Origin of the sequence: Stappia indica, from assembly GCF_009789575.1 — a bacterium.
In the GTDB taxonomy this organism is placed as follows: domain Bacteria; phylum Pseudomonadota; class Alphaproteobacteria; order Rhizobiales; family Stappiaceae; genus Stappia; species Stappia indica_A.
Window position 1 is genome coordinate 2131896 of sequence record NZ_CP046908.1, and the last position, 19161, is coordinate 2151056.

The 19161-nt window shown below is 67.1% G+C and carries 18 protein-coding genes and 1 other RNA gene; all 19 read right to left on the reverse strand.

Annotation, left to right across the window (positions count from 1 at the left end):
- Positions 1 to 203 precede the first annotated feature (203 nt).
- A complete protein-coding gene (locus GH266_RS10020; RefSeq protein ID WP_158193786.1) occupies positions 204 to 1001 on the reverse strand; it encodes an outer membrane protein in 798 nt (265 codons plus the stop codon).
- Between the two features lie 271 nt (positions 1002 to 1272).
- Positions 1273 to 2619 carry a phosphoglucosamine mutase gene (glmM, locus tag GH266_RS10025; protein ID WP_158193787.1) on the reverse strand — a complete coding sequence of 449 codons (1347 nt, stop codon included), beginning with the start codon at positions 2617 to 2619 and terminating at the stop codon, positions 1273 to 1275.
- Between the two features lie 287 nt (positions 2620 to 2906).
- The gene (ftsH, locus tag GH266_RS10030) at positions 2907 to 4835 is read right to left on the reverse strand and encodes an ATP-dependent zinc metalloprotease FtsH (protein ID WP_158193788.1); all 1929 of its coding nucleotides are present in this window, start codon (positions 4833 to 4835) and stop codon (positions 2907 to 2909) included.
- Between the two features lie 129 nt (positions 4836 to 4964).
- Positions 4965 to 6302 (reverse strand): tRNA lysidine(34) synthetase TilS, encoded by a 1338-nt coding sequence (tilS, locus tag GH266_RS10035; protein WP_158193789.1) that lies wholly within the window; start codon positions 6300 to 6302, stop codon positions 4965 to 4967.
- Positions 6289 to 7281 carry a tol-pal system protein YbgF gene (ybgF, locus tag GH266_RS10040; protein WP_158193790.1) on the reverse strand — a complete coding sequence of 331 codons (993 nt, stop codon included), beginning with the start codon at positions 7279 to 7281 and terminating at the stop codon, positions 6289 to 6291. Before ybgF ends, tilS begins: the two co-directional genes overlap by 14 nt.
- A gap of 239 nt (positions 7282 to 7520) precedes the next feature.
- Positions 7521 to 8006, reverse strand: coding sequence for a peptidoglycan-associated lipoprotein Pal (gene pal / locus GH266_RS10045; protein ID WP_067218757.1), 486 nt, complete (start codon positions 8004 to 8006; stop codon positions 7521 to 7523).
- Between the two features lie 143 nt (positions 8007 to 8149).
- On the reverse strand, positions 8150 to 9505 hold the full coding sequence (tolB, locus tag GH266_RS10050) for a Tol-Pal system beta propeller repeat protein TolB (RefSeq protein WP_158193791.1): 1356 nt from the start codon (positions 9503 to 9505) through the stop codon (positions 8150 to 8152).
- Positions 9506 to 9656: 151 nt separating this feature from the next.
- Positions 9657 to 10607: a cell envelope integrity TolA family protein gene (locus GH266_RS10055; protein ID WP_158193792.1), complete on the reverse strand. Its 951-nt coding sequence runs from the start codon at positions 10605 to 10607 to the stop codon at positions 9657 to 9659.
- Between the two features lie 4 nt (positions 10608 to 10611).
- Positions 10612 to 11061: a protein TolR gene (gene tolR, locus GH266_RS10060; protein WP_158193793.1), complete on the reverse strand. Its 450-nt coding sequence runs from the start codon at positions 11059 to 11061 to the stop codon at positions 10612 to 10614.
- Positions 11062 to 11065: 4 nt separating this feature from the next.
- A complete protein-coding gene (gene tolQ, locus GH266_RS10065; RefSeq protein ID WP_158193794.1) occupies positions 11066 to 11779 on the reverse strand; it encodes a protein TolQ in 714 nt (237 codons plus the stop codon).
- Between the two features lie 187 nt (positions 11780 to 11966).
- Positions 11967 to 12440: a tol-pal system-associated acyl-CoA thioesterase gene (gene ybgC / locus GH266_RS10070; RefSeq protein ID WP_158193795.1), complete on the reverse strand. Its 474-nt coding sequence runs from the start codon at positions 12438 to 12440 to the stop codon at positions 11967 to 11969.
- The gene (ruvB, locus tag GH266_RS10075; protein ID WP_158193796.1) at positions 12427 to 13473 is read right to left on the reverse strand and encodes a Holliday junction branch migration DNA helicase RuvB; all 1047 of its coding nucleotides are present in this window, start codon (positions 13471 to 13473) and stop codon (positions 12427 to 12429) included. Before ruvB ends, ybgC begins: the two co-directional genes overlap by 14 nt.
- A complete protein-coding gene (gene ruvA / locus GH266_RS10080) occupies positions 13470 to 14084 on the reverse strand; it encodes a Holliday junction branch migration protein RuvA (RefSeq protein ID WP_158193797.1) in 615 nt (204 codons plus the stop codon). Before ruvA ends, ruvB begins: the two co-directional genes overlap by 4 nt.
- Positions 14085 to 14127: 43 nt before the next feature.
- Positions 14128 to 14646 carry a crossover junction endodeoxyribonuclease RuvC gene (gene ruvC, locus GH266_RS10085; RefSeq protein WP_158193798.1) on the reverse strand — a complete coding sequence of 173 codons (519 nt, stop codon included), beginning with the start codon at positions 14644 to 14646 and terminating at the stop codon, positions 14128 to 14130.
- Between the two features lie 161 nt (positions 14647 to 14807).
- Positions 14808 to 16157 (reverse strand): globin-coupled sensor protein, encoded by a 1350-nt coding sequence (locus GH266_RS10090; RefSeq protein WP_158193799.1) that lies wholly within the window; start codon positions 16155 to 16157, stop codon positions 14808 to 14810.
- 284 nt (positions 16158 to 16441) lie between these two features.
- Positions 16442 to 17191, reverse strand: coding sequence for a YebC/PmpR family DNA-binding transcriptional regulator (locus tag GH266_RS10095; RefSeq protein ID WP_158193800.1), 750 nt, complete (start codon positions 17189 to 17191; stop codon positions 16442 to 16444).
- Between the two features lie 224 nt (positions 17192 to 17415).
- Positions 17416 to 18243 (reverse strand): TIGR00282 family metallophosphoesterase, encoded by an 828-nt coding sequence (locus GH266_RS10100; protein ID WP_158193801.1) that lies wholly within the window; start codon positions 18241 to 18243, stop codon positions 17416 to 17418.
- Positions 18240 to 18863 carry a 5-formyltetrahydrofolate cyclo-ligase gene (locus tag GH266_RS10105; protein ID WP_244953802.1) on the reverse strand — a complete coding sequence of 208 codons (624 nt, stop codon included), beginning with the start codon at positions 18861 to 18863 and terminating at the stop codon, positions 18240 to 18242. The genes GH266_RS10100 and GH266_RS10105 overlap by 4 nt, the downstream gene beginning before the upstream one ends.
- A 74-nt stretch (positions 18864 to 18937) precedes the next feature.
- Positions 18938 to 19093: non-coding RNA, 6S RNA (ssrS, locus tag GH266_RS10110), on the reverse strand.
- Between the last annotated feature and the right edge of the window lie 68 nt (positions 19094 to 19161).

Genomic DNA, 19161 nt, shown 5'->3' on the forward strand with positions numbered 1-19161 from the left:
TTCAGATAGGTGCTCCTCGTTGGGGAGGAGTGTCCCGTCGACCGAGATATCCGAAGGGCGGGTCGCCTGCAAGCGGTCAAAAATGACGGAGGGGGACGGTGCGTCCTGCAAACCGGGCAGACAAACGAAAGGGACCGAGCGTAACGCTCGGCCCCTTGCAGTCTCGGCAAAACCGGTGCGGCACGAAGCCGCGCGGGGTTTGCTCAGTATTTCGCCATGATCGGCTCCGGCAGGAAGGCCGGGCCCGAATTGAACGTGTAGCGCATGCCGACGCGGAACTCGTGCGCAGCCAGATCCTCGTAGCGGATCTTGTAGGACGGGTTGGCGCCGCCCGTGCTGAAGCTCTTGCTGTAGGCATTGCCGATGTTCAGGTAACGATAACCCGCATCGATGGCCCAGTTCTGGCTCAGCTCGTAGGAACCACCGGCCATCAGGGCCCAGGAGAAGTTCCAGCTGCTGTCGCCCGGATAGGAGCCGGAGGTGCCGTTCGGATTGACGAACTTCACGTCCTTCGCGGTCACGTAGGACGTACCGATACCGGCGCCGACATAGGGCGTGAAGCCGGCCCAGGTGCCGAGGTCGATGTAACCGTTGACAAGGAAGGTCAGCACGTCGATGTCGGCCGTCTCCGTGGAGAAGCCGCCCACGCCGGGGCCGCCGCACGGTGCAGGGCACGGCGCGTAGCCCGTGACCTTGGCCGGGAATTCGTAGTCAACCGTCACGTCGGCACGCAGATAGTCGCTGAACTTGTAGCCGACGCCGACGCCGATCATGCCGGTGCGGTCCATCTTCTCGTTGGCGAAGTTGGACGGCCCGTAGGCGACGCTCGGCGCCTGGTAGACCTTGTAGCCGATGTCGCCACGCAGATACCAACCGCCCGTCACAACCGGCACTTCGGGAACGTGCTCGATCACCGGGATCGGCATGTCCGCTGCATGGACGGCTGACGAGACGATTATCGCGACGCCAGCCAGGCACATTTTCTTGATATGGCTGCTCATGTCTCGGTCCTCGTAAGGTGCGTCCGAACAGTCATCCTTTGCCGGTCGCGCACGTGAAACACGAGGCTAGATTTGCCGAAAATGCTTAAGGCTGGCTTAACCGTAAAATTTAACCGTGATTTTTTACCTTAATGAATAGTAAACGAAAACGAATACACGTTGCGATCGGCAACAGTTCTCCCCCGATCTTTGCAAATGATTAACCATGTGCAAGAGGCCGCCGCCCGGCTGGGCAGCGGCCTCCGCATTGCAGAAGGTTCGGGGGGCCGGCTCAGGCGGCGGCGCGGGCCACGGCCTCGGCGATCCGGTCGACCACGCCGGTGAGCACATCCTCGTTGTCCGCCTCGCCCATCACGCGGATGAGCGGCTCGGTGCCCGAGGCACGGATCAGCAGGCGCCCGCTGTTGCCGAGGGTCTTGCGGCCGTCCTCGATCGCCGCCTGTACGCTGGGATCGTCCAGCGGCGTCGCGCCGGAATAGCGGACGTTGCGCAGGATCTGCGGCACCGGATCGAAGCGGCGGCAGACCTCGGACACGGGACGGCCGAGCTTGGACACGCAGGCCAGCACCTGCAGCGCCGCGACGAGACCGTCGCCGGTGGTGGCGAAGTCGGACAGGACGATGTGGCCCGACTGTTCGCCGCCGACATTGTAGCCGTGCTGGCGCATGTGCTCGACCACGTAGCGGTCGCCGACCTTGGTGCGGGCAAGCGTCAGGCCGAGGCCGCCGAGATAACGCTCCAGGCCGAGATTGGACATCACGGTGGCGACGATGCCGGAGGCCGCCAGACGGCCGTCCTCCAGCCAGGACTGGGCAACGACGGCCATCAGCTGGTCGCCATCGACCACCTTGCCGTTCTCGTCGACGATGATGACCCGGTCCGCATCGCCATCGAGCGCGATGCCGATATCCGCCCTCACTTCGTGCACCTTGCGGCACAGGGCATCGGTGTCGGTGGAGCCGCATTTCAGGTTGATGTTGTAGCCGTCCGGATCGACGCCGATGGCGATCACCTCCGCGCCGAGCTCCCACAGGACCTCCGGGGCGACCTTGTAGGCCGCGCCATTGGCGCAATCGACGACGATCCTCAGGCCCGCCAGGCTCATCTCGCGCGGCAGGGTGCGCTTGGCGAATTCCACATAGCGGTCGCGCATGCCGTCGATGCGCTTGGCCCGGCCGAGCTCGGACGGCGAGGCCAGTTGCCGCGACAGGTCCTGCTCGATCAGCCGCTCGATCTCGCTCTCCACCTCGTCCGAAAGCTTGTAGCCGTCGGGTCCGAAGAACTTGATGCCGTTGTCCTGATAGGGATTGTGCGAGGCCGAGATCATCACGCCGAGATCGGCGCGCACGGAGCGCGTCAGCATGGCGACGGCGGGCGTCGGCATCGGTCCCAGCAGCAGCACGTCGAGACCGACGGCGGTGAAACCGGCAACCAGGGCGTTCTCGATCATGTAGCCGGACAGGCGCGTATCCTTGCCGATCACCACCCGGTGGCGGTGGACCCCGTTACGGAAGGAGAGGCCCGCAGCCATGCCCACCTTGAGAGCGATATCCGGCGTCATCGGCGCACGGTTGGCCGTGCCGCGAATGCCGTCGGTTCCGAAATACTTGCGCGTCATGTCGACCCTGTCTTCTGCCGCGGGAGGCCTGCCGAACCGGCACCCATGCAACTGCACTGCGGACAAGATCCGATCCGGCAGCCGCGCCCGGCGCTTTTGCCGGTCCCGCTTCTCGCGCGCCGGAAGACAGTTCTGCCTCGCCGACGGCCTCTCCATGTAGCACCAAGCTGCCACAAAGGAGTTCAAAATTTGTTTTCGTTCGTTACAGGCAGGGCCCCCGGCGCCCGGCACGAAAACGGCCCGGCAGTCGCCTGCCGGGCCGTTTGTTTCACAAGCTGCCGATGCCCTCAGCCCTGCGGCTGGGGCTCCATGCCGCCGGTCGGGGCATCGCCCTCGCCGCGGCGCTTGGCGCCGGTCTTCGGCACTGCCGAGGCCCGCGCAGTCGGATGGTCGTCGTCGGTCTCGCGCACCGGCGGCTTGCCGTCGAGCAGGTCGCGGATCTCGTCGCCCGACAGCGTCTCGTATTCGAGCAAGCCGTTGGCGATGATGTGGAGCTGTTCCTCATGCTCCGACAGGACGCGCTTGGCGGTCTCGTAGCCGGTGTTGACGAAGGACTTGATCTCCGCATCGACGATCCGCTGGGTGTCTTCCGACACGTGCTGGCTCTTGGCGACGGAGTGGCCAAGGAAGACCTCTTCCTGATTCTCGCCATAGAGCAGCGGGCCGAGCTTGTCGGACATGCCGAACTGGGTCGCCATGGCCCGCGCCAGACGGGTCGCCATCTGGATGTCGCCCGAGGCGCCCGAGGTCACCTTCTCGTAGCCGAAGATCATCTCCTCGGCGACGCGGCCGCCCATCGCCACCGCAAGGTCGGCCTTGCACTTGGCGCGGGTAAGCGAGACCTGGTCCTTCTCCGGCAGGCGCATGACCATGCCGAGCGCGCGTCCGCGCGGAATGATCGTCGCCTTGTGGATCGGATCGGATGCCGGCATGTGCAGCGCCACCAGCGCGTGACCGGCCTCGTGATAGGCGGTGAGCTTCTTCTCTTCCTCGGTCATGACCAGCGTGCGGCGCTCCGCACCCATCATCACCTTGTCCTTGGCGTCCTCGAACTCGGCCATGGTGACGAGCCGCTTGCCGCGGCGAGCCGCCAGCAGCGCGGCCTCGTTGACCAGGTTCATCAGGTCGGCGCCGGAAAAGCCCGGCGTACCGCGCGCCAGCGTGCGGACATTGACGTCCGGCGCCAGCGGCACCTTGCGCATGTGGACCTTGAGGATCTTCTCGCGGCCCGTGACGTCCGGGTTCGGCACGACGATCTGCCGGTCGAAACGGCCAGGCCGCAGCAGCGCCGGGTCGAGCACGTCCGGACGGTTGGTCGCGGCGATGATGATGACGCCTTCGTTCGGCTCGAAACCGTCCATCTCCACGAGCAGCTGGTTCAGCGTCTGCTCGCGCTCGTCGTTGCCGCCGCCAAGGCCGGCACCGCGATGGCGGCCGACCGCGTCGATCTCGTCGATGAAGATGATGCAGGGCGCGTTCTTCTTGGCCTGCTCGAACATGTCGCGGACGCGGCTGGCGCCGACACCGACGAACATCTCGACGAAGTCGGAGCCCGAGATGGTGAAGAACGGAACGTTCGCCTCGCCGGCGACGGCACGCGCGGTCAGCGTCTTGCCGGTGCCCGGGGGACCGACCAGCAGCACGCCGCGCGGAATGCGGCCGCCCAGGCGCTGGAACTTCTGCGGATCGCGAAGGAACTCGACGATCTCCTGCAGGTCTTCCTTGGCCTCGTCGATGCCGGCAACGTCCTCGAAGGTGACGCGGCCATGCGCCTCGGTCAGCAGCTTGGCCTTGGACTTGCCGAAGCCCATCGCCTTGCCGCCCGAGCCCTGCATCTGACGCATCACGAAGATCCAGATGCCGAGGATGATCAGCATCGGGAACCAGGAAATAAGCGCGCCGAGCAGCGAGAAGCTCTCCTGCGGCGGGCGGGCGATGATCCGCACGTCCTTGGAGCGCAGCATCTCGACATATTCGCCGGCCGACTCGGGTGCGTAGGACTGGAAAGAGCCGCCGCTGTTGTACGAACCGATGATCTGCTGACCCTGGATGGTCACCTCGCGCACATCGCCCTGCTCGGCCTGGTTCAGGAACTGCGAGAAGGGAATGTCGTTCGACACGGTGCGCTGTCCCGGGCTCTGGAAGAGCTGGAACAGGGCGATCAGCAACAGGCCGATGATCACCCAAAGGGCGAAATTGCGAAAATTGGCGTTCATGAGCGGTTCCTTCACCGCGCCAAGGCGGCGGTCTGCGCTGGAAAGAAGTCCTTCAAAGCCAAGATAGGTCCGCGGGAACGGGCTGCCAAGGCGACGAAGGAGATTCACACGAAACAGGTCTCATTTTTCTTAAATTTCCCGCCAGCCGAAGGGATTTGTCCCAAGTTCCGGCCGGAACAGGCTTTCCCGCTGCGTGAGCGGGACGAGCCGCACCCCGGCAGGCGCTTCGCCGGCGAGGCCGGGACAATAGGCCGCATCAGTGGGACCAAGCAGAAGCGGTGCGCCGGCAAAGGCCTGCGGCGGCCAGTCGCCGGCCGCCTTGCGTTCGATGCCGTGCTCCGAAAGCGTCCCCAGGGGCACGACGCGAAACGCTCCGCCCCTCTCCGCCTCCACCAGGAAGCGCCGGTCGAAGACGGCCCGGCCCGGTCCCGTGAGCTCGACAGGCGCAAGGCCCTCGCGTCCCGGTTCGCGCCAGAAGACGATCTCGCCGCCGCGCCGGCGCGCCACCACGCCGGACAGCGTCGACTGCGCAACCTCGCGCGCTGCAAGCCGGTCCACGAACCCCTCCAGCCGGACGAGACGCGGCGGATAGGCCTGCCCACCGACGTCTGCCAGCAGCCTTGCGACGAGCCGCAGCAGCGTCTCGCGCGGAAGCGAGGTCAGGGCCTCGACGGACAAGCGCGCCGGACCGGCCGGATGGAAAACGGCACAGGATGCCAGCACCGCATCGACCTGATCGTCGATCGCGGCAGCAGCCGAGGCAAGACGGGCCGCCGTGGCGGCAAGGGTTGCGGCATCCAGCCCCTCGCCGGCCAGCGCCGGCATCAGCTGCCGAAGCCGCGTGCGTGCGTAAGCGGGGTCGTCGTTCGAGGGATCTTCGGCATAGGCCTCGCCCGCCGCCGAGCAGGTGGCGACGAGGCTCGCCTTGGACACCGCCAGCAGGGGCCGCAGCACGGTGACGCAAGCCCCCTCGCCGTATTGCCACAGACCGCGCGCAGGCATCGCCGCAAGACCGTAGACGCCGCTGCCGCGGGCAAGGCGCAGCAGAAAGGTCTCGGCCTGGTCGTCCAGGTGATGGGCAAGCACCAGCGCCTCGATGGCGAGATCGGAGCACGCCGTCACGAGCAGTCCCCGTCGCAGGTCGCGCGCAGCCGCCTGGCGATTGGCGGAGGGCTTGGGTGCGGTGGATGTCAGGATACGGCAGGGCAGGCCGAGCCGTTCGGCAAGAGCTGCAACGGCGCGCGCTTCCGCGGCGGCTTCGGGTCGCAGGCCATGGTCGACAGTCAGGACGTGAATCTCGGGAGGATCGGTCCTGCGCGCGCGCCAGGCGGCGACAAGCAGCAGCAGGGCCGTGGAATCCGGTCCGCCCGACACGGCCAGCGCGAGGCGGCGAAAGGGGATCAGTGCGGCAAGGAGGGCGTCGGCCTGCGTCTCGCAGACGGGCCGCACGCGGTCAGACGCAGCCACCGCTCTGCTGCTGGGCCTGGGCTTCGGCGCGGATCGAGGTCGGCGCGCCCGGATATTTGGTCAAAAGCTCGCTGAAGGTGGCGCAGGCGGCGTCCTTCTGGCCGATGCCCTTGAGCGACAGGCCGAGCTTCAGCAGGCTGTCGGTCACCTTTGAACTGTCGGGATAGTCGGTATAGCTCTTGAGGAACGCATCGGCCGCATCGCGGTACTGCTTGCGGGCATAGAGGCTTTCGCCCAGCCAGAACTGCGCATTCGCCGCCAGCGGATCGTTCGGATGCTGCTGCAGGAAGCCCTTGAAGCCGGCTTCGGCCCCGGCATAGTCGCCCGCCATGATCATCGAATAGGCACTGTCGTAGGACGCCCGCGGCGAACTGCCGGACGAGGGCGCAGAGGCCATGCCGAACGTGTCCTGCTGCACGCCGCCGGAAACGCCGGGAGGCAGGTCGCCCTGCCCTCCGCCGGTTGCAAGACCGCCGGCGCCCGACTGGCCGCGCGCGAGCGCGGACAGGTCCAGCGGGCCGGCACCGAGCGAGCCGGAGCCGTCCTGCGTATAGCCGCCCTCGGCGCCGAACTCGGCGTCGCCCGACCCGTCCGCCGGGAGCTGGCCGAGCGTGCCGGACGCCGGGCCGTAGCTCTCGCCTCCGCCCTGGAGACCGGCAAGATCGCCGGCCTGGCCGGAAGGTTGGCCGGACGGCTGGGCGGGAGCAGCGTCCGACCGCTTACGTCCGCCCTGTTCCAGCTGCTGGAAGCGGTACTCGTTGTCTTCCTGCATCCGCTGGAGCTGCTCCTGCAACTGCCGGATCTGGTAGTTGAGCTGTTCGATCTGTCCGGTGAGGTTGCGCATCTGCTCCTCGACCTGGTTGATCCGTACCGCAGCATCGCTGTCGCTGCGCGAGCCGAAAAGCTGCGCCGACGCCGCCTGCGGCAACGCAAGCAGCATCACCAGCGCGAACACGCCGGTCAGACTTCTGAAAGCCATGGGTTTCAATCGATTCATGCCTGTCCTCCGCCCGCGCGGCAGCCGGGCGATTGCCCGACCGTCCGCCTGAACGCCATAGCACAGGGCGCTGCGACTTCGGCCAAATTTTGACGCCGCAGCAGGCATCCGCCCTGCCTGCCGGCCACAAACGCACCGGACACAAACGCAAGGGCGGCCGCGACGGTTTCCCGTCCGGCCGCCCCGAAGGCAGGTCGTCTCAGGTCCGGCCGCGCGGCCGGTCAGCTTCCGGCGTTGTCGAGCACGGTCACCGCACGACGGTTCTGCGTCCAGCAGCTCTCGTCGTTGCAAACTGCGACCGGACGCTCCTTGCCGTAGGAGACCGTCTTGATGCGGTTGCCCGGAATGCCGCGGGCAACCAGATAGTTGCGCACCGCGTCGGCACGCCGCGCGCCGAGCGCGATGTTGTACTGGCGTGTGCCGCGCTCGTCCGCATGACCCTCGATGGTCACCGTGTAGCGGCTGTAGCTGTTCAGCCACTGGGCCTGCTTGTCCAGCGTCGCTGTTGCCTGCGGCGAGAGCGTCGTCTGGTCGTTGCCGAAGAACACGCGATCACCCACGTTCACCACAAAGTCCTGACCGGTGCCGGGCTGGACGTTGCCAGTCAGGCCATCCGGCTTGGTCTGCGCGCAGGCTGCCAGAAGCATCGCGCCTGCGACAACGGAGGCAATGCGCGCGCCACGGCTCCGCATCCCGAAATTCATCATGAAACTCACTCCTGATCCCCACCACCCCGACAGGGTAAACGCTTCTACAGCGAAACCGGTTAAGCGCGCGTTCATCAACATGGTTAACGAAATCCTGCGCGCCCCAAAAGCTGGGGGCTGACCCCCAGCCTAGCCGTGAGCGCCTATTCCAGCAAGGGAGACCAGGCCGGGTCCGAGCCGAAGGCCGGGGTCGGCACGCGCTGCTCGTTGTAGCCGGTCAGGTCCACGGTCCACAGCTGCGGTCCACCATTGGCCCCCGGGGTGTCGCGGAAGAACACCAGCACGCGGCCGTTCGGCGACCAGGCCGGCCCCTCGTTGTGATAGCCCTCGGTCAGGATACGCTCGCCCGAACCGTCCGCCCGCATCACGCCGATCATGAAGCGCCCCTGATTCATCTTCGTGAAGGCGATCAGATCGCCGCGCGGCGACCAGACCGGCGTCGAGTAGCGGCCCGGCCCGAAGCTGATGCGCTGCGGATTGCCGCCATTGGCGTCCATCACATAAAGCTGCTGCGTGCCGCCGCGGTCGGACTCGAAGACGATCCGGTTGCCGTCCGGCGAATAGGACGGGCTGGTGTCGATGGCCGGGGTGTTGGTCAGCCGGGTGGTGCGGCGCGAGCGCAGGTCCATCTCGAAGATGTTGGCATTGCCGCCCTGCTGCAGGCTCATCGCCACCCGCTGGCCATCCGGCGAGAAGCGCGGCGCGAAGGTCATGCCCGGGAAGTTGCCGACCATCTCGCGCTGGCCCGTCTCGATGTTGAGCAGGTAGACGCGCGGTTCGTTGCCGGCATAGGCCATGTAGGTCACTTCCTGCCGCGAGGGCGAGAAGCGCGGCGTCAGCACCAGGTCGCTGCCATTGGTCAGGTAGCGCACATTGGCGCCGTCCTGGTCCATGATGGCCAGCCGCTTGACGCGTTTGTCCTTGGGGCCCGTCTCGTCGATATAGACGATGCGCGTGTCGAAATAGCCCTTCTCTCCGGTCAGACGCTCATAGATCGCGTCGGCGATGATATGGGCCATGCGGCGCCAGTTGTCGGCCGTGGTGTAGAACTGCTGGCCGAGCATCTGCTGGCCGGCAAAGACGTCCCACAGGCGGAATTCGGCGCGGATGCGCCCGTCCGACTGCCGCTCGATCGCACCGACCACCAGCGCCTGCGCGCCGATCGGGCGCCAGGAGCCGAACTCCGGCGGCGTGTTCACGTTGACGCCCTTCTCGATGAAGCTGGCCGGGTCGAGCGGCCGGAAGAGACCGGACCGGGCAAGATCGGCTTTGATCACGTCGGTGATCTCGGACGCGAGCTTCGCTTCGCCGCCAGCCCCCGAAAAGGCCGGCAGGGCGATGGGCAGTGGCTCGATATTGCCCTGCGTGACGTCGATTTCGACGACTGCCGACGCGCGCTCGGCCGGAAGCAGTCCGAAGCTCAGCACGACCGCTGCAAGCAGCAGGGCGGCCATTCGCGAGCAGGAGCGTGCAATGCTGGCAGATGCCTGTCTGATCATACTCTAGGCTCCGTCGGTCCTTGTGTCGCGGCGCACCGCGAATGCGGAGGCGCCGGTGTCCGGCCCATCCGTCGCGTGAGAATTCGTCATTTTCGCGTCCCTTGCAGATCTTGGCATATCCGCAAAGGCTGCAGGACGTCCCGATCCGTGCTCAACCGCCGAGCAGTTCGCGCGGATCGAAATTGATGATCACTTCCCGCCAGGTGTCATATTTCGCCGAGGGGAGCGAATAGGGAGCGCAGCGCAGGACCGCCCGCCGGGCGCTCTCCGCCGCAATACCAAAGGACGGGTTCGCGCTGGAGTTCATGACTTCCGGACGCTGGTCCACCTGCCCGTCCGGGGTCAGGAACACCTTGAGCCGGACAGTGAGATCGCCGGCGCCGGCCGCACCCGCAGGCGGGTTCCAGCAGCGCGAGATCTGCCCGCGCAGTGCATCCAGCTCAGACTGGCTCATCGTCACGCCGCTCTGGCCGAGGCGACTGCCGAGCGACGCCGGCTGGGTCGAGTTCGAGCTCGATCCGCCCGCCGGCTCCACCTTGTTGAGCAGCGCGGCGATCTCGTTCGGATTGAAGTTCTCGCGCGGCGGCTCGCGTCGCGGCTGCGGCGGCGGGGTCGGCTTGGACCGCGGGCGCACGTTCGGCGGCGGCGGCGTCTCCGCCACCTTCTTCTCGGGCTCGGGGGTCGGGGCAGGTGCCGGCTCGGGCTCTGCTCGCGGTGCGGGAGGCTCCGGCGCGGGCGGCTCGGGCTGCGGCGCCGGCGGCTCGGGTGTCGGCGGCTCGGGCGCTGGGGCCGGCTCGGGGGCAGGCGCCGGCGTCGGCTCGGGCGCTGCCTGGTTCGGCCGCTTGGCCTCGGTTTCGGCCGGCTTTTCTTCCGCCTTCGGCTCCTCGACAGGCTTTTCCGTCGGCCGGGTCGCCTCGACCTCGCGCACTTCCGCCGTCTTCTCGCCGATGCGCAGGCGCGTCAGCTCCGAGACGGGAACGAGATCGACGGGCAGGGTGTCGACCGGGCCGATGTCGAACGGCTTCGCATCGGGGAATGAGACCACTCCCCAAAGCAGCACGGCCAGATGGCCCGCAGTCGATGCGATGAGCCCGACACGCATGTGCCTACTGCTGCTCCTCGAGCGTCACGAGGCCGAGCCGCTTGTAGCCGGCCGCGTTGATGCGCCCCATCACGCCCATGATCGTGCCGTAGTCGGCATTCCGGTCGCCGCGCACGAAGATGCGCTCGTCGTAGCCGTTCTGGGCGATCGCCTCCAGCTTCGCCACCACTTCGTCGGCGGCGATCTCCGTGTCCTGGATATAGATGCGCCCGTCGGCGGCGACCGAAATCGTGATCGGCTCCGTCGCCCCTTCCAGGGGCTTGGCCTGCGTCTCCGGCAGGTCGAGCGGCACGCCGACGGTGAGCAGCGGCGCCGCGACCATGAAGATGATCAGCAGCACCAGCATCACGTCCACGAAGGGCGTGACGTTGATCTCGCTCATCGGCTGGTGGCGCTTTCGGCGACGGCGGCGACCGGCCTCTTCGGGCGCCGCACCGGCGGACTGCATGCCCATGGGGTCAGCTCCTCTCGTCGATCTGACGCGACAGAATGGCAGAGAACTCGTCGGCGAAGCCTTCCATGCGGGCGGACAGCTTGCCGGCATCCGCCGACAGCTTGTTGTAGGCAATCACCGCCGGAATGGCCGCGAGCAGGCCGAGCGCGGTCGCGAGCAGCGCCTCGGCGATGCCCGGCGCGACGACGGCCAGATTGGTGTTCTTGGAGGCGGCAATCGCCTGGAAGCTGGTCATGATGCCCCAGACAGTGCCGAACAGGCCGATGAAGGGGGCCGCCGAGCCGACGGTCGCCAGCACCAGGAGCCTTGCCTCCAGGCGTTCGGCCTCGCGGGCGATGGTCACGTCCATCACCCGGTCGATGCGCTGGCGCAGGCTGGCGATGGCCGGGCGCGCGCCCTCATGGCTGCGCTTCCACTCGCGCATCGCCGCAATGAACAGCGCTGCCATCGAATGGTTCGCCCGCCCCGACAGGGTGCGATACAGCTCCTCGAGCGACTGGCCGGACCAGAACACGGTCTCGAAGCGGTTCATCTGGCGCTTGGTGCGCGTGAACAGCAGCCACTTGTCGACGATGATCGCCCAGCACCAGATGGATGCGACGACGAGGCCGAGCATCACCAGCTTGACGACGAGATGCGCCTGAAGAAACAGCGCGAAGAAGGACATGTCGCCCTGCGGAGCCGCGAGGGTCGTTTGTGCAAGTTCCACGGGATTCATCTAATTCAGGACCTCTTGCCCGATACCATTGGCGCACATGCCGGATCGGTTGCCGGTTGCCCGTATCGATCGGGCCAGTCGGTTTGTCCGCTGATCGACCGCCTCAATGACGAGCGATTTTGGCGAAACTGGGACTGTTTCCGCCGATAACCTGCGGCATTAAGCCAGCGTTAAGGTTACTGTCGCGTTAAGACAGCGACATGTCGCCGGCAAGGCGCGCGGCAAGCGCAGCCGGCAGGCGGCGCGGCCGCCCTTCAGGAGAAATCACGGCGACCGTCACCTCGGCGGCGAAAAGCAGCGCCCCGTCCCGGCGGATTTCCTGGGCCAGGACGATCCGCGCGCCCCGCGCCTCATCGAGGCGCGTTGCGACCTCCAGCAGGTCGTCGATGCGGGCCGGCGCATGGAAATCGATCTCCATGTGCCGCACGGCGAACGCCAGCGGTTCGCCATGCGCGCCGCTCGCCAGCTCGTTGTGGTGAATGCCGCAAAGGCGCAGGAAATCGGAGCGGCCGCGTTCGGCGAACTTCAGATAGGCGGCGTGATAGACGACGCCGGTGAAATCGGTGTCCTCGTAATAGACCCGCACCGGCAGGACATGCCGTCCGCCCTCCAGCCGGCCGGCAAGATCCGGCCAGCGCGGCGACGCCTCATGTGTCGTCATCGGTGAACAGCCCGAGCTGCGGCACGTTGGAGCCTTGCGGCGCCGCCAGGCCGAGATGCTGGAACGCCTGCGGCGTCAGGATGCGGCCGCGCGGCGTGCGCTGGATATAGCCCTGCTGGATCAGATAGGGCTCGACGATCTCCTCGATAGCGTCGCGCGGCTCCGAAAGGGCCGCGGCGATGGTCTCGATGCCGACGGGACCGCCGCCGAATTTCAGGGCGATCTGGTTCAGGTAGCGCCGGTCGAGCTGGTCGAGGCCGGCACTGTCCACCTCGAGCTGGGTCAGCGCCCGGTCGGCAATCGCCGCATCCACCGTCTCCTGTCCGCCGACCACGGCAAAGTCGCGCACCCGCCGCAGCAGGCGGCCGGCGATGCGCGGCGTGCCGCGTGCGCGCCGGGCGATCTCCCGCGCTCCGTCGTCGCTCATTCCGATGCCGAGAATGCGGGCACCGCGCCGCACGATCAGCTCCAGTTCCTCGGACGTGTAGAATTGCAGGCGGACGGGAATGCCGAACCGGTCGCGCAGCGGCGTCGTCAGGAGGCCGAGCCGCGTCGTCGCCGCAACGAGGGTGAAGCGCGCAAGATCGATCTTCACCGAGCGCGCCGCCGGACCCTCGCCGATGATCAGGTCGAGCTGGAAGTCCTCCATCGCCGGATAGAGCACTTCCTCGACGGCCGGGCTGAGACGATGGATCTCGTCGATGAACAGCACATCGCGCTCTTCCAGGTTGGTCAGCAGCGCGGCGAGATCGCCGGCCTTGGCGATGACCGGTCCGGAGGTCGCACGGAAGTTGACGCCGAGCTCACGCGCCATGATCTGGGCGAGCGTCGTCTTGCCGAGCCCCGGAGGCCCGACAAAGAGCACATGGTCGAGCGCCTCGCCGCGCGCCTTGGCCGCGCCGATGAAGACCTTGAGATTGGCGCGCGCCTGCGCCTGGCCGACGAAGTCGTCGAGCACCTGCGGGCGCATCGTCGTGTCGATCTCGTCGCCGCGCAGTTCGGGCGAGACGAGACGGCCGGCGTCCTCGCTCATCTGGCAAGCTCCTTGAGGCCGAGGCGGATCAGCGTGGCGGCCTCGGCCTCCTCGCCTGCGCTCTTGACGGCAGCGGCCACCGCCGCGCTGGCCTGCGCCTGCTGGTAGCCGAGATTGACGAGGGCAGACACTGCATCGCCCACCGCCGTCGGCACAGCGGCCGAGGCCTGCTGCGAGGCCGCGATGGTGCCGGCATCGACGCTGGCAAAGGCCGGCGCCTTGCTCTTCAGTTCGGTGACGATGCGCTCGGCGACCCGCTTGCCGATGCCCGGCGCGCGGGCGATCTGGGCCGTATCGCCCAGCGCCACCGCATTGGCGAGTTCCGACGCCTTCATCACGCCGAGGGCGGCGAGCGCGACCTTGGCCCCCACCCCCTGCACGGTCATCAGCAGCTGGAACCAGGCCTTTTCCGACGCGCTGGAAAAACCGTAGAGGCGGATCAGGTCCTCGCGCACCAGGGTCTCGATATGCAGCACCGCCGCCTCGCCGCGCCCGGGCAGCCCCTGCAGCACGCGCGCGGGCGCAAAGACCAGATAGCCGACGCCGTGCACGTCGAGGATCAGGTGATCGTCGCCGATCTCGTCGACCACACCCTTGAGCTTGCCGATCATGCCTGTCTCCCGGCTCTCTGCCTACCGGCTCCCGTCGAAGGCGTCATCGCGCCAGTTTCTCGGCAATGCGTGCGGCGGCCGGCGTCACCCGGTGCTGGGCATGGCAGATGGCGATGGCCAGCGCATCGGCCGCGTCATCCGAGTTGAACGTCGCCTTCGGCATCAGGACCTTCACCATCATGCGGATCTGGTCCTTCTCCGCGTGCCCCGTTCCCACCACCGTCTTCTTGACGAGGTTCGGCGCATATTCCGCAACCGCAAGACCGTTCAACGCCGGAACCAGCAGCGCGATGCCGCGCGCCTGGCCGAGTTTCAGCGTCGCGCCCGCATCCTTGTTGACGAAGGTCAGTTCCACCGCCGCCTCGTCCGGCGCCTGCTGCCCGAGAACCTCCTGCAGCCCGTCATGCAACTGGCGCAGCCGGTCGGACAGCGGCAGGCGGTTGTCGGAGAGGACCGTGCCGCTGGCCGCGAAGGTCATGCGGTTTCCCTCCACGACGATCACGCCCCAGCCGGTGCGGCGGAGACCGGGATCGATGCCGAGTATGCGAATCGGGAATGCCATGGAACAAATCGGTAACGCCATTCGCCGCGCCTGACCAGCGCGGACATGGCTCCAGCCACGCAAACCAGCAGAAAACCGGGCACCGGACGCGGCAAGGCCCGCCCGGAACGCCGGACGGGCTGCCGTCTATCGAAGCCGGGAAGAAGGACCGGCAGGTCGGCTCATGCGGCCCGGATCGTCGCGATGAGCTCGGTCATGCGCACCTGCAACTCGCGAATGTCCGTGTTGAGGCGGGACGACTGCTCTCCCACCGCGCCGGCCACCTCCTTGCCGCGCAGGGCGGCCTGCAGGATTCCTGCCGTAGATTCGCTGACGCGCATGGTGCCGTCCGACGCCTCGGAGATGTTGCGACTGATCTCGCCGGTGGCCGCGCTTTGCTGCTGCACGGCGGCGGCAATCGCGGTGGCGATGTTGTTCATCGTCTCGATCGTCGAGGAGACGCTGCCGATCGCCTCGGCCGAGTCGCCCGTCGCGGTCTGGATTTCGCCGATCTGCGCAGCGATGTCCGCGGTCGCCCGGGATGTCTGCTCGGCAAGTCCCTTGACCTCGGCCGCAACCACGGCAAATCCCTTGCCCGCCTCGCCGGCCCGCGCCGCCTCGATGGTCGCGTTCAGCGCCAGCAGGTTCGTCTGCCCGGCAATGTCCGAGATCAGCTTGACGATGTCGCCGATCCGCTGCGAGGCGGCCGTCAGCGAGGTGATCTTGTCGTTGGACAGCGCCGCCGCCGAGACCGCCTGCTGCGAGACCCGGCGCGCCTCGTCGGCCTGGCGCGCGATCTCGCGAATGCTCGCGGCCATCTCCTCCGATGCGGCGGCCGCTGCCTGGACGTTGTCGGACGCCTCGCCCGAGGCGCGCTCGGCAAAATGGCTGCTTTCGGCGTTCTTGCTGGAGACCGTCCCCAGCTCCCGCGAGACCTCGTCCATTGCCGCAGCGGTCTGCGCGCAGGTGTCGACCGCGGTCGCGACCGCCTGCTCGAACCGGCCGGCAATCGCATCCAGCGTCTCGCGCCGGTCGCGATGGCCCGCCTCGATATAGACGGAGATCGCAAGGTCCATGTCGAGCAAGGCCGCCGACTGGACCGCCTTCTGGATCGCGATCACCCGGGCGCGCGCATCCCTGGAGAAATAGCTTCCGCGCATTTCCCGCGCCACACCCTCGACCAGCCCGTTGAGCACGAAGTTGTAGCCGCCGATATACCAGCGCGGCTCGAGGCCGAGGCGATTGTGCGCCTCGCCGACCTTCGTCACCGAGTCCGCGTAGTCTTCGGTGAAGCGGGCATCGGCGATGATCGACCAATGCCGCAGCTGCATCTCCTTGGCATGCGCCATGTGGTCCGGCGACTTGAAGAATTTCCGGGCATCCGCAAAGCCGGAAATATGCTGGTAGAACCCATCGAGAATGTCGGGCAGCAACCGCATGATCACCGGCTTCGCCTCGCGAAGCAACGAAAGGGCAGTGTCGTCGAGCCTGTAGAATGCACGCCTTTCGGCAATCGTGTCCCTGGGAGCCATCCGATGTCCTCGCAAGCCTGGCAACGGCAGTCGCGTAAAACTACGGACGTAGAACTACCTACACGCTAATTTACGCAGGGTAAAATTGTCGCGCGACCCTACGGGATTTCCCGTAGAAAGAACGGCGCGATTTCATCTCCCCAAGGCAAAATCCGAAGGACGGGCCGCGCCGCACCGCTCGGTTCCCGGCGGCCCGCGCAGGGCATGCCGAGGCGGCCGGCACGAAAAAGCCCGGCAGGAAGCCTGCCGGGCCTATGCAAAGTGCCAAGCGGAAAAAGCGGCGCTCAGGCAGCCGTCAGGCGGGCCAGCGTTTCCTCGTCGACGTCGAAGTTCGAGTAGACGTTCTGCACGTCGTCGTCGTCTTCCAGCAGGCCGATCAGCTTCAGCATGGTCTGGGCCTTGTCGGCATCGACCGGGGTCAGCGTCTGCGGCTTCCACACGGCCTTGACGGTCTCGGCCTCGCCGAGGGTCTCTTCCAGCGCCTTGGACACATCGCCCAGGTCCTCGAAGGCGCAGGTGATCACGTGGCTGTTCTCGTCGGACTGCACGTCCTCCGCACCAGCCTCGATGGCGGCCTCGAGCATGGCATCGGCAGTGCCGGCCGCGGCCGGATAGACGATCTCGCCGATACGGTCGAACATGAAGGCGACCGAACCGGTCTCGCCCATCGAGCCGCCGCACTTGGAGAAGTAGGAGCGCACGTTGGAGGCCGAGCGGTTGCGGTTGTCGGTCAGCAGCTCGATGATCACCGCAACGCCTGCCGGACCGTAGCCCTCGTAGCGGAGCTCTTCGTAATTGTCGCCGTCACCGGCCTGCGACTTGTTGATGGCCCGCTGGATGTTGTCCTTGGGCATCGACTGGGCCTTGGCATTCTGCACGGCCAGGCGAAGGCGCGGATTGGAGTTGATGTCCGGTCCGCCCATCTTCGCCGCGACCGTGATCTCCTTCGACAGCTTGGAGAAGATCTTCGAGCGGACGGCGTCCTGACGGCCCTTCCGATGCATGATGTTCTTGAATTGGGAATGTCCGGCCATGTCGCTTCCTGGTCTTGTCGGGAACGCCGGCGGTCTCGGCCGCGATCGCGCGCGGCCCGGACACGATCTCCAGGCGCGTTCCTCCTGGATTGATGACGGGCGGGCGGAACGGATCGGTCGCCGCCGAGCCGGGTCCGCCTGCAATCTCAAAAGATCGGCGCGTTATAGGCTGCGGCCAGGAGAAAATCCAGCATCCGCTGGCGCCCCCGGCACGGCCCGTCGCCTCATCCTGCCGTCCAGAACGAGGGCAGCGCCCGGGCCAGCCGTCCGCCCAGCCGCACCGGTTCGATCGCCGTGGCCAGGCCGCTGGCATCGTCCACCTCGACGGCCACCCCGCACACCGTCGCATCGCCCATCGCCGGGGTAAAGCGCCCGGACGGGATCTTGCGCAGGAAGCGGGAGATCGGCTCGTCCTTCTCCATGCCGAGCACGGAATCGTAGTCGCCGCACATGCCGGCATCGCTCATATAGGCGGTGCCGCCCGGCAGGATCTGATGATCGGCGGTCGGCACATGCGTGTGGGTGCCCACGACCAGCGTCGCCCGGCCGTCGACGAAATGCGCCAGCGCCTGCTTCTCGCTGGTCGCCTCCGCATGCATGTCGATGACGATGGCATCCGCCACCTGGCCGAGCGGCGTTGCGTCCAGCACCCGCTCCACCGCGACGAAAGGATCGTCGAGACTGTCCATGAACACCCGGCCCATGACATTCATCACCAGCACCCTTGCGCCGTTGCGCGCGGTGAACAGGTTGGCGCCGCGCCCCGGCGCCCCTTGCGGGAAGTTGAGCGGCCGCAACAGGCGGTCCTGCCGCTCGATATAGACCAGCGTGTCGCGCTGGTCCCACACGTGATTGCCGGTGGTGACGACATCCGCCCCCGCATCCAGCACGTCCTGCAGGATCTCCTCGGTGATGCCGAAGCCGGCCGCGGAGTTCTCGCCGTTGACGATCACGAAATCGATGGAATGGCGCTCGACCAGTCCCGGCAGCATGTCGGTCGCCGCCTGCCGGCCGCTGCGGCCGACGAGATCACCCAGAAACAGCAGCCTCATGCCCGCTCGGGTCCTTCCAGTTGGATGAAGCCGCGCTCGGTCAGGATCCGGTCGAGGCGGCGGTCGTGGTTTTCCTCCGGCACGCTTTCCACTTCCTGCAGCGAAAAGGCAATACCGACAGTTGCCGGCGGCGCTCCGCGTTCCGTGCCGATGCGCGCGATGGCCCGGTCGTAATAGCCCCGGCCGTAGCCGATCCGGCCGCCGCGCCTGTCGAAGGCGGCCAGCGGCACCAGCATGCAGTCGGGCAGCAGGACATCGGCATCGGCCGGCGGTTCGGCCGTCCCGAAGCCGGCCGGCACCAGCACGGTCTCGCGGGTCAGCCGGCGGAACACCAGGTCCCCGTCGACAATGGCCGGCAGGCACAGCGCATGCCCGCGCGCCCGCAGCGCATCCATCAAGGGGCGGGGATCGATCTCGTCGCGGATCGGCCAGAAGCCGGAAACGATGGCGCCGTCAGGAAAGCCGAGCGCCTCCACAGCTTCGGCAAGGGCGAGCCCGCCCTCGATCCGCGCCTGAAAGGGCAGGCCGGCGCGGCGCCCGAGCGCCTCCTTGCGGCGCACGGACTTCAATTCGCGCAGGGCGCGGATCTCTTGCGAAATGTCGGTATCGGGAAAGATCAAGCGTCGCGCTCCCGGATGCGGCGGCCGAAGGGGCTGCCGACGCTCCGTCCAGGGCGACGGCGAACGAGAGAAATGACGTGGCCACCTCGGCCGTTGGAGGTTGCAATCCCGGGAAACCTACAGAGTAGGTGGGCGCCGTATACTCCAGCCCACGGGCCGGAGCAGGAACAGCTCCCTAGGGATGCGTAAGGCCCCGGGGATATGTCTCCTGACGCACCGCGCAGCCACGCCAACCCCGATATAGGGGCGCTTTGCCGGGAAATACAACACACGTTTTCGCATGGCCGGCCGGCGGCGC